Annotated in this window: 10 protein-coding genes and 1 tRNA gene; 9 read left to right on the top strand and 2 right to left on the bottom strand. The window is 70.7% G+C overall.

Translation table 11 applies throughout. From position 1 onward, the window contains the following. Positions 1–38: 38 nt before the first annotated feature. The 5 genes from ACLJOU_RS32860 to ACLJOU_RS32880 all read left to right on the top strand — a co-directional run bounded on the left by ACLJOU_RS32860 (position 39) and on the right by ACLJOU_RS32880 (position 5451). A tRNA-Gln gene (locus tag ACLJOU_RS32860) sits at positions 39–110 on the top strand. 35 nt (positions 111–145) lie between these two features. Next, positions 146–1900, top strand: coding sequence for a diguanylate cyclase domain-containing protein (locus ACLJOU_RS32865; RefSeq protein WP_410572925.1), 1755 nt, complete (start codon positions 146–148; stop codon positions 1898–1900). A gap of 107 nt (positions 1901–2007) precedes the next feature. Further along, complete coding sequence (gene glmU, locus ACLJOU_RS32870) at positions 2008–3480, top strand: bifunctional UDP-N-acetylglucosamine diphosphorylase/glucosamine-1-phosphate N-acetyltransferase GlmU (RefSeq protein ID WP_410572926.1); 1473 nt, start codon at positions 2008–2010, stop codon at positions 3478–3480. Continuing rightward, on the top strand, positions 3477–4457 hold the full coding sequence (locus ACLJOU_RS32875; protein ID WP_410572927.1) for a ribose-phosphate diphosphokinase: 981 nt from the start codon (positions 3477–3479) through the stop codon (positions 4455–4457). Before glmU ends, ACLJOU_RS32875 begins: the two co-directional genes overlap by 4 nt. 61 nt (positions 4458–4518) lie before the next feature. After that, positions 4519–5451 carry a TIGR03621 family F420-dependent LLM class oxidoreductase gene (locus ACLJOU_RS32880; RefSeq protein ID WP_410572928.1) on the top strand — a complete coding sequence of 311 codons (933 nt, stop codon included), beginning with the start codon at positions 4519–4521 and terminating at the stop codon, positions 5449–5451. Here ACLJOU_RS32880 and ACLJOU_RS32885 read toward each other — a convergent pair. Both ACLJOU_RS32885 and ACLJOU_RS32890 read right to left on the bottom strand, forming a co-directional pair. Next, the gene (locus ACLJOU_RS32885; protein ID WP_410572930.1) at positions 5445–6086 is read right to left on the bottom strand and encodes an NAD(P)-dependent oxidoreductase; all 642 of its coding nucleotides are present in this window, start codon (positions 6084–6086) and stop codon (positions 5445–5447) included. The two genes, ACLJOU_RS32880 and ACLJOU_RS32885, sit on opposite strands and share 7 nt — an antisense overlap. Before the next feature lie 96 nt (positions 6087–6182). Beyond that, positions 6183–7277, bottom strand: coding sequence for a hypothetical protein (locus tag ACLJOU_RS32890; RefSeq protein ID WP_410572981.1), 1095 nt, complete (start codon positions 7275–7277; stop codon positions 6183–6185). Positions 7278–7626: 349 nt separating this feature from the next. Between ACLJOU_RS32890 and ACLJOU_RS32895 the strand changes: the two genes are divergently transcribed. From ACLJOU_RS32895 to ACLJOU_RS32910, 4 genes are all read left to right on the top strand, one after another. Continuing rightward, complete coding sequence (locus ACLJOU_RS32895; RefSeq protein WP_410572932.1) at positions 7627–8229, top strand: 50S ribosomal protein L25/general stress protein Ctc; 603 nt, start codon at positions 7627–7629, stop codon at positions 8227–8229. 29 nt (positions 8230–8258) lie between these two features. Further along, positions 8259–8852 carry an aminoacyl-tRNA hydrolase gene (gene pth / locus ACLJOU_RS32900; RefSeq protein ID WP_410572934.1) on the top strand — a complete coding sequence of 198 codons (594 nt, stop codon included), beginning with the start codon at positions 8259–8261 and terminating at the stop codon, positions 8850–8852. A gap of 21 nt (positions 8853–8873) precedes the next feature. After that, on the top strand, positions 8874–9194 hold the full coding sequence (locus ACLJOU_RS32905) for a DivIVA domain-containing protein (protein ID WP_410572936.1): 321 nt from the start codon (positions 8874–8876) through the stop codon (positions 9192–9194). A 200-nt stretch (positions 9195–9394) separates the two neighbouring features. Beyond that, entirely contained in the window at positions 9395–9754 is a 360-nt protein-coding gene (locus ACLJOU_RS32910; RefSeq protein WP_410572938.1) for a DivIVA domain-containing protein, read from the top strand. Positions 9755–9953 lie beyond the last annotated feature (199 nt).

Here is a 9953-nt window from a genome sequence, read left to right on the forward strand (position 1 = left end):
GGACGACACCCGATCGTCGCTATCCTGACCAGGTTCGATCCGCCGTAGTGTAATCGGCAGCACTTCAGATTTTGGTTCTGACAGTTCAGGTTCGAATCCTGGCGGCGGAGCAGCAGAAGGACCGGAAACCCACGACACCGGGAGGTTGGCGCTGACCGACGAGGCGACCGACCCGGTGACGGCCAGGCGGCCCGCGCTGGCCGAGATGTCCGACGCCTGGATCGTCGGGCGCGCGCGGGAGCTGAACGCCGCGGTCCAGCGGCACGAGTACACCCAGCAGCTCGAGATCGTCGCGATGCTGGACGAGCTGCTCGACGAGACCCAGCGGCGCGGCGAGCCCCTGCTCGTGGCCCAGCTGCTGCGCTCGTCCGCCCTCGCCCGGCTGGCCACGAAGGGCCTGGCCGCCGAAGCGGAGCCCCGGCTCGACGAGATGCTCGCGCACACCCGCCGCCACGGCATCGCCCTGCTGCGGGCCGACGCGCACGCCCTGCGCGGGCGCCGGCTGGTGATCGCCGCGCAGGAGGACGCCGCGCTCACCGAGATCGCCCGGGCGCTGGCCATCCTCGACGACTCGACCATCCCGGACCGCCAGGTCGGGCTGCGCAACTGGAACCGGCTGCTCGCCTCCACGCTGATCGACTGCTGGCTGGTGCTCAACCAGCTCGGCGTCTACGAAGCCGCCGAAGAGGTGATCGGCCGGGCCGCCGCGGCGATCCGCGAGAGCGCGAGCCCGCACGACATCGCCCTGCAGCTGATCAACCGGATCAAGATGCTGCTCGGCTGGGGCCTGCGGCTGGAGCGCATCGACGAGTACGACGAGAGCGCCGAGAAGTTCCGCACCGCGGCGTCGATGGGGGCGGCCGCCGAAGGCCCGTTCGCCGAGTCGCTGTTCCCACGCAAGGCGAACGTCGCCGCGATCGACCAGGTCGGCGTCCTGGCCGCGGCACCGGCGCTGAACCAGCCGGGCGCCGAGCACGTGGAGCGGCTGCAGAAGCTCTACACCGAGCGCGCGTTCGGGCACGACCGGGAGATCGTCGCGATCGCGCTGGCGCGCTGCCTGGACAAGGAGGGCCGCCGCGAGGAGGCCCTGTCGGTCCTGCGCGAGACCCGCCAGTCCATCTCCGACGACCATTCGCAGCCGTCGATGCGGCTCAACATCGCCCGCGAGCTGGCCCGGCTCGACACGAGCCCGGACTACGCGTCCGGCGCGAGCGAGTCGCTGATCGACTACGCCCGGCGCCTGGAGTCGGAGATGTGGAGCCTGCGCGAGTCGCAAATCGCCACGCTGAACGCCCGCCGCGAGCACGAACGGCTGTCCGCCGAGCACGGCGCGATCACCCAGCAGGCGCTGCAGGACCCGCTCACCGGCCTGCCGAACCGGCGCGCGCTGGACGAGAAGCTGCGTCAGCTCGCTTCGTCGGCCGACGCGCAGCCGCTGGCGGTCGCGCTGGTCGACCTCGACGGCTTCAAGGGCGTGAACGACAAGCAGTCGCACGCCGAAGGCGACAACGTCCTGCGGGTCGTCGCGAGCACGCTTCGTGACGCGTTGCGCGGCGACGACCTGGTGGCGCGCTACGGCGGCGACGAGTTCATCGTCCTGCTCCCCGGCACGCCGGCGTCCGCGGCGAAGATGGCGCTCGGACGCGCGGTGAAATCCGTCTCCAACCTGCCGCACCACCTCTCGCACGGCGTGACGCTGTCGATCGGGCTCGTCTCGCTGCGGCCGCAGGAACGCGGCGAGCAGGTCCTCGCCCGCGCGGACGCGGCCATGTACCAGGCGAAACGCGGCGGCGGCAACCAGGTGGCGTCGGCCAACTCGATGGCCGCCGACCCCGCGGGCGCGTGGGCGAGCGAGGCCCCTCCCACCGACCCCGCGTGGGACGCCGAAGACCACGGTTAGGATCGGTCACCGACCAAAGCGCCACTTTCACGGGGAAGTGACCTGGAGGCCGCCTCCGGGTCACCTTCCCGTGGAAGCGGCGATCGGAGTGACCGTTGGGAGCGCCGTTGACCGGCCCGCTGAGCACGTTGATCCTCGCCGCGGGTGAGGGCACCCGCATGCGATCCGCGACCCCGAAGGTGTTGCACCCGATCGCCGGGCGCCCCCTCGTCGAGCACGCCGTCCGGGCCGCCGCCGGCCTGAACCCCGAACACCTCGTCGTGGTCGTCGGCCACGGCCGGGAGCTCGTCGGCGAGCACCTCGCGCAGCTCGGGACCGCGCTCGCCCGCCCGGTCGGCACCGCGGTGCAGGACCAGCAGAAGGGCACCGGCCACGCCGTGTCCTGCGCGCTCGCCACCCTGCCCGCCGACCTCACCGGCACCGTGCTCGTCAGCTACGGCGACGTCCCGCTGCTCGACACCGCGACCCTGGGCGCGCTGCTCGACGAGCACACCGAAGCGAAGAACGCGGTCACCGTGCTCACCGCCGTGGTCGCCGACCCGGCCGGCTACGGCCGGATCGTGCGCGACAGCGCGGGCAAGGTCACCGGGATCGTCGAGCACAAGGACGCCACCCCGGAGCAGGCGGAGATCATCGAGATCAACTCGGGCGTCTACGCCTTCGACGCCGCGGTGCTGCGCGACGGCCTCTCCCGTCTTTCGACCGACAACGCGCAGGGCGAGCTCTACCTGACCGACGTCCTCGGCATCGCGAACGGCGACGGTCTGCACGTCGGCGCGCTGGTCGTCGACGACCCGTGGCTGACCGAGGGCGTCAACGACCGCGTGCAGCTGTCGGTGCTCGGCGCCGAGCTGAACCGCCGGATCGTGCAGCGCTGGCAGCGTGACGGCGTCACCGTCGTCGACCCGGCCACCACGTGGATCGACGCCGGCGTGACGCTGTCCCGTGACGTGGTCATCGAGCCCGGCGTGCAGCTCAAGGGCACGACGTCGGTCGGCGAGGGCAGCACGGTCGGCCCGGACAGCACGCTGACGAACGTGCAGATCGGTGCCGGCGCAAGCGTCGTGCGGGTCCACGGCTCGGACTCGGAACTCGGCGACGGCGTCAACGTCGGCCCGTTCACCTACCTCCGGCCCGGCACGAAGCTGGGCGTGAAGGCGAAGCTGGGCGCGTTCGTCGAAACGAAGGCGGCCGAGATCGGCGCCGGGACGAAGGTGCCGCACCTGACCTACGTGGGTGACGCCACGATCGGCGAGCACAGCAACATCGGTTGCTCCAGCGTGTTCGTGAACTACGACGGGGTGAACAAGCACCGGACCGTTATCGGGTCCTATGTCCGGTTGGGCGCGGACAACACCTTCGTCGCCCCGGTGCACATCGGTGACGGCGCTTACAGTGGTGCAGGTGCCGTGATCCGCGAAGACGTCCCGCCGGGCACACTCGCGGTGTCGGCGCCGCCGCAGCGCAACATCGAAGGCTGGGCGATCCGGCGCCGGCCGGGTACGCCCGCGGCGGAAGCGGCCCAGGCCGCTCTCGACGCCGAGTCAGCAGCAGGAACCGACGGGGAGTCACCAGCATGAGTCCGAAGCAAGGCACGCCGAAGAAGAACCTGATGCTCTTCTCCGGACGCGCGCACAAGGAACTCGCCGAAGAGGTCGCCCAGCACCTCAACGTGACGATCACCCCGCAGACGGCGCACACGTTCGCCAACGGCGAGCTGTTCGTCCGGTTCGAGGAGTCCGTCCGCGGTACCGACGCCTTCGTCATCCAGGCCCACACCACGCCCATCAACGAGTACGTGATGGAGCAGCTGATCATGGTGGACGCGCTCAAGCGGGCGAGCGCGAAGCGGATCACCGTGGTGATGCCGTTCTACCCGTACGCGCGCCAGGACAAGAAGCACAAGGGCCGCGAGCCGATCTCGGCCCGGCTGATCGCGGACCTGTTCAAGACCGCGGGCGCCGACCGGATCATGACCGTCGACCTGCACACCGCGCAGATCCAGGGCTTCTTCGACGGCCCGGTCGACCACCTGATGGCGCAGACCGTGCTGGCCGACCACATCAAGGCCACCTACGGCGACGCCGACATCACCGTCGTTTCGCCGGACTCGGGCCGCGTGCGGCTGGCCGAGAAGTGGGCCGCGCAGCTGGGCGACCGCCCGATCGCGTTCATCCACAAGACGCGCGACCCGGACAAGCCGAACCAGGCCGTGGCCAACCGCGTCGTCGGCAAGGTCGAAGGCAAGCTCTGCGTGCTGATCGACGACATGATCGACACCGGCGGCACGATCGTGAAGGCGACCGAGGCCCTGATCGACGAGGGCGCGGCCGACGTCGTCATCGCGACGACCCACGGCATCCTGTCCGACCCGGCCACCCAGCGGCTCTCGGCGTGCAAGGCGCGCGAAGTCATCGTGACGAACTCGCTGCCGATCCCGGAAGAGAAGCGCTTCCCGGGCCTGACGGTGCTGTCGATCGCGCCGATGCTGGCCGAAGCCATCCAGCAGGTCTTCGAGGACGGCTCGGTGACGTCCCTCTTCGACGGCAACGCCTGACGCTTTCCGCCGGGCGCGAACTCCGCGCCCGGCGGGGGTTTCCGGCGCTAGCGTCGCCGGCATGGGGAACTTCAAGTTCGGCGTCAGCCTCCGCGGGATCGGCAGCCGGGACGCCTGGGTCGCCAGGTGCCGGCGGGCGGAAGAGCTCGGCTACGACGTCATCACCGTGCCCGACCACCTCGGCACCGGCCGGTTCGCGCCGTTCCCGGTGCTGGCCATGGCCGCCGCGGTCACCGAGCGGCCGCGGCTGGGCACGCTCGTGTCCAATGTGCCCTTCTACAACCTCGCGCTCTTCGCGCGCGAAGCGTCCTCCATGGCCGCGCTGCTCGACGGCCGCCTCGACCTCGGCCTCGGCGCCGGGCACATGAAGAGCGAGTTCGACGCCGCCGGACTGCCCTGGCAGCGGGCGTCCGACCGGATCGCCTACCTCGACAAAAGCCTCGGCTACCTGCGGAAACACTTCGACCACGAGGGCATCGACCACCCGCGGCTGCTGATCGCGGGCAACAGCGACGGGGTACTGGAGCTGGCGGCCGAGCACGCGGACGTCGTCGGCTTCGGCGGGCTCCGGCAGCAGCCGGGCCAGCCGCCGGGCACCTTCAAACTCGACAACGCCGAAGCCGTGGACGAGCGCGTCGCGTACTTCCGGGCCCGCGCCGGGGCGCGCGAGGTCGAGTACAACATGCTGGTGCAGCACGTCGAGGTCACCGAGGACCGGCGTGCCGCGGCCGAAGCGTGGCACGAGAAGACCGAGCGCAGCACCGTCCCGGACGCCCGGGAGCTCCTCGACGCGCCGCAGCTGCTGCTGGGCACGGTCGAGGAGATCGCCGGGCAGCTGGTGGACCGGCGCGAGCGGTACGGCTTTTCCTACATCACGGTTTTCGAGCCGTACCTGGAAACCTTCGCGCCGGTGCTGAAGGAGCTTCAGCGTCGAACCGAGGCTTCGCCTCGGACCGGGGGCTTCGCCGCCCGGACCCCCGAAAGCCCTCAGTAAGCAACAGTGAACCGCGCGCGGCGGTGCTTCGGCTGCTCGATCTCGTCGACGTAGGCGATGGCGAAGTCGTCGCCGCCGATGAAGGACCGGCCGTTCTCGTCGGTCAGCAGGACGTCGCCGCCGATGCGGAACTTGCCGGTGCGCTCGCCCGGGACCCACGCGCCGAACTCCGCGGCGGGGCTGACGTAGAACCAGTCGAGGCTCTCGGGTTGCTCGCGCAGCAGGCCGAGGACCTCGGCGTGGTTGCCCGCCTCCTCCTTATACTCGGCCGGGAACTCCGGGGTGTCGAACAGCCGCGGGCCGCCCTCGGCCACGTGGAGGCTCGCCGCGCCGCCGACGAACGACAGCCGGGCGCCGTGCTCGCTCGCGATCCGGGCCAGCGCCGGGACGGCGTCGATCAGTTTCTTGCCGTCGATCTCGCGGGCCGGGGTGGCCACCACGATGACGTCGGCGTCCTTCGCGACCTCGGCGACGAAGTCCTCGTCGTGCAGCGAACCCTGCCGCTCCTCGACGCCCTCGGGGACCGAACCCGCGTGGCGCGCGACCCCGACGACCTCGTGCCCGCGCCGCAGCGCCTCGGCGCCGATCTTGCCACCGGCGTACCCGGTGCCCCCGAAAATGACCAGCTTCGCCATGTCCTTCTCCGTTCAGTCGGCTGTGCACAGCCGATGCTAGGAACGGAAGATCACCTACTTCAACGGAAGCAACACACCTGGGGGTAGGTGTCCAGGTCAGCCGCCGAGGCCCGCGAACTCCGCGGCCACCTTCTGCTTGACGGCGGCGGCGTCGAGGCCCGCGCGGACCTCCGCGGTCGCGGTCGGCTTGGAGAGCACCTGGTAGCTGGCCGTGCGGTTGGGCAGCTTGAACTTCACCGCGCAGGACAGCTGGATCGTCTTGTACGGCTCCGCGTCCCCGGCCGCCGTGCACGTCTGCGCCCCGAGCGACTCGGCACTCACCTCGACCGAGAGGGTGATGTGGACGACGCTCTTTTCGCCCGACGCGGGCGTGCCGACGACGCTGTTGGAGACGTCGGCCGTCGTCGTGCAGGAGCCGACGAAGTCCTTGCAGTCCAGGTGGTCGTTGGTGACGACGGCGCTGGCCTGCACGAGCCCTTCGAACGGCTGCCCCAGGCCGTCCACGGCGGCGTCGAGGTCGGTGTGGAAGGTCTTGACCGCGTCGCCGGTGAGCGCGGTGACGGCGAACTCGGCGCCGTACTTGGGCCCGTTCTGCGGGTCGAGCAGCGCCGGGGCGAAGCTGACGACGCGGTTCGGCTTGGCCGTCGTCACGCGCAGGACGCTGGGGGCGGTACCGAGCTGGTAGACCTCGGTGCCGTCCGGCAGCTTCGCGCGGACCGGCTCACTCATCCGGTCCAGCCCGGCCAGCGTCTTGCGCAGCCCTTCGGCCAGCGCCGGCGGCGCGAACCGGGCCGCCGGGTCGAAGGGCAGTTCGGAGCCGAGCGAGCGCACCCAGCTGGTGCCGAACTGCGTGCCCTCGTCGATGGCGTGGGCCTTCCAGTAGTCGGCGTCGGCCTGCAGGTAGAACTGGCCGGCCGCCGCCGTCACCTGCACGAACCGGCCGTCCAGCGGCAGCGCGCCGGCCGCGGTGCCGCCGCGGGTGATCCGGAACTGCTGCTCGGCGCCCTTCAGCGTCGACTTCAGCGCGATCGCGGGCGCTTGGCCCAGCGCGGTGAGCGCCGCGTCGACCGCCGCGCGCTGCTCGGCGCGCCGGTCGGCCGTCGCCTGGTCGGCCGCGGAGACACCGGCGGTGCCGGCGACCGCCACCTGGCAGCCGGACAGCAGCCCGCCCAGCAGCAGCACCGCCGCCACCCTGCTCCGTCGAGCGCGCATGTTCCGCCCCCTGCTCTCCCGCTACCGAGCACACCTCGGCCGGCGTCGTCCCGCCACCGGATTTGTGTCGTCACGTACCGGGGTCCAGGAGGTTCTAGCCTGGGCCGGGCACCCGCCGCAACCCACCGTGATGAGGTTGGTTTACACTCTTGAGGTTGTCTCGGCGAGGCGGGGCCCTTCTGGGGTGCCCGGCGTGATCGACGCGGCGGCTCGAGTAGCCCCCGTCGTCGTGCACGCCCGGAAACTCGCCGCCGAAACTTCCTGCACGAAACATATCGGCTTCCCCCCGCCGCAGCACGCTGTCTTTGATTTGAAGGAGTGCCACACCGTGTCCGAGGTACGTCTGTCCGTCGAGCCGCGCACCGAGTTCGGCAAGGGCGCCGCGCGCCGCACGCGTCGCGCCGGCAAGATCCCCGCCGTCCTCTACGGCCACGGCGCGGACCCGCGGCACTTCGCGCTGCCCGCGATCGAGTTCGCCCGCGTCGTCCGTGAGAACGGCTCGAACGCCGTCATCACGCTGGACCTGGAGGGCTCGGTCGAGCTCGCCCTGACCAAGACCATCGTGGTCCACCCGCTGAAGAACTACATCGAGCACGTCGACCTGCTGGTCGTGAAGCGCGGCGAGAAGATCGTCGTCGACGTCCCCGTCGTCGTGACCGGCAACCCCGGCCCGGGCGGCCTGGTCAACCAGGACGTCGACACCCTGCAGGTCGAGGTCGAGGCGCTGCACATCCCGGAGCAGTTCGAGGTCTCGATCGAGGGTCTCGAGATCGGCTCCCAGGTGCTGGCCGGCCAGGTCGAGCTGCCGCAGGGCGCGACCCTGGTCACCGACCCCGAGGCGCTGGTCGTGGCCGTCAACGAGCCGCAGCGTGAAGAGGCCGACGAGGCCGAGGCCGACGAGGGCGAAGAGTCCGCCGAAGCGGCCGAATAACCTCCGCCTTCCGCTGTTACCTTTTCCGCATGCCTGAAGATCTGCCCGGGGCCGGCGAGCTGATCCTGCTCGTCGGCCTCGGCAATCCCGGACCCCAGTACGCCGGAAACCGGCACAATGTCGGGTTCATGGTGCTGGACGAGCTCGCCGCCCGCGTCGGCGGCAAGTTCAAGACGCACAAGACCGGCGGCGAGGTGCTCGAGGGCCGGCTCGCCGGCCGCCGCGTGGTGCTCGTCAAGCCGCGGTCGTACATGAACCTCTCCGGCGGGCCGGTGGCCGGCGCGGCGAAGTTCTACAAGGTGCCGCCCTCGGGTGTGGTCGTGGTGCACGACGAGCTCGACGTCGACTTCGGGGCGCTGAAGCTGAAGTTCGGCGGCGGCGACAACGGCCACAACGGACTGCGTTCGATCACGAAGTCGCTGGGCACCCGCGACTACTACCGGGTGCGGTTCGGCATCGGCCGCCCGCCCGGGCGGCAGGACCCGGCGGACTTCGTGCTGAAGGACTTCTCGACGGTCGAGCGCAAGGAACTCCCGCTGGAGGTGGACCGGTGTGCGGACGCGACCGAAGCCCTGGCCGGCACCGGCCTCGCGGCCGCGCAGAACGCCTTCCACGCGGGCTGACATGGGTGGCAAGGTGAAGCCATGACCCCCGACGAAGTCCGGGCGATCGCTTTCGGCAAGCCCCGGTTCGGCCGTCGCGGCTACAACGAGGACGAGGTCGACGCCTTCCTCGACCTCATCGCGGAGGCACTGGCCGGGCGGAACATCCTCACGCCCGACGACATCCACTACGTCGAGTTCACGATCATGCCGGTCGGCATGCGCAGCTACGACCAGGCCCAGGTCGACCTGTTCCTGGACGAGGCCGAGGCGGCGCTGGTGGAGCTGCGCAACCCGCGGCCGGCGGTGGCCGACGAGCCGCAGCGGCCGGGAGCACCCCGGAAGTGGTTCGGGCGCAGCTGAACGCCGTCCGGGGCGAAGCACCGGAGGTTACGGTGTGAACCCGGACACACACCGTTCGGTAGCGCTGTTTCACCCGAAGGCGGGTGCCGGGCCGCCCGTCGGGGTGAGGTTGCGGGCTGCCTCTTCCGGGGGAACGTGTCCGCGGGTTAGGACGGTGCACGGGAGTTCGCACCCGCCCAACCCCGGAGACGGAGAGTTCCATGTCGTTCACCGCCGAAGACCTCGCCGAGGTCACCTTCGATAACGCCCCGATCGGCCGCCGTGGTTACGCCAAGGACCAGGTCGACGCGTTCGTCCGGCGGATCGCCAAGACGCTCGCCGACGAGGACGACCTGACCGCCGCCGAAGTGCACCACGTGATGTTCGCGAAGCCGCTGATCGGCAAGCGCGGTTACGACGAGCGCGAAGTCGACGAGTTCCTCGACGCGGTGGAGGACCAGCTCGCCGCCCGCACCGGCCACGCCCCGGACCTCCCGGGCGCCCGCAAGTCCGAGGAAGCCACCGCCGAACGCGTCACCCCGCCCCCGACGATCCGCGCGGTCCGCGTCCAGCAGCGCTGACCCCCCGCCTCGAGCGCCCCAATGTGGCCTTGGGTGCGTCTGACGCACCGAAGGCCACATTGGGTGCGTCTGACGCACCGAAGGCCACATTGAGGTTTTCTCAGTAAGGCTGGGGCCGGGTGCGCGTGTTGACCGGGGTTGAGGCGTGGGGCCCCTGGTAGGACTGGATTTGCGAAGATCAAGTCCGAGGTTCCAGAGG

Origin of the sequence: Amycolatopsis sp. cmx-4-61 (genome assembly GCF_046548775.1) — a bacterium.
GTDB lineage: Bacteria > Actinomycetota > Actinomycetes > Mycobacteriales > Pseudonocardiaceae > Amycolatopsis.

What these genes read in the sequence shown, in the direction of transcription:
- ACLJOU_RS32885 (WP_410572930.1), bottom strand. Translation starts at nt 6,086, where the DNA reads ATGGCGAAGCTGGTCATTTTCGGGGGCACCGGGTACGCCGGTGGCAAG.
- ACLJOU_RS32910 (WP_410572938.1), top strand. Translation starts at nt 9,395, where the DNA reads ATGTCGTTCACCGCCGAAGACCTCGCCGAGGTCACCTTCGATAACGCC.
- pth (WP_410572934.1), top strand. Translation starts at nt 8,259, where the DNA reads ATGCCTGAAGATCTGCCCGGGGCCGGCGAGCTGATCCTGCTCGTCGGC.
- ACLJOU_RS32880 (WP_410572928.1), top strand. Translation starts at nt 4,519, where the DNA reads ATGGGGAACTTCAAGTTCGGCGTCAGCCTCCGCGGGATCGGCAGCCGG.
- ACLJOU_RS32875 (WP_410572927.1), top strand. Translation starts at nt 3,477, where the DNA reads ATGAGTCCGAAGCAAGGCACGCCGAAGAAGAACCTGATGCTCTTCTCC.
- ACLJOU_RS32905 (WP_410572936.1), top strand. Translation starts at nt 8,874, where the DNA reads ATGACCCCCGACGAAGTCCGGGCGATCGCTTTCGGCAAGCCCCGGTTC.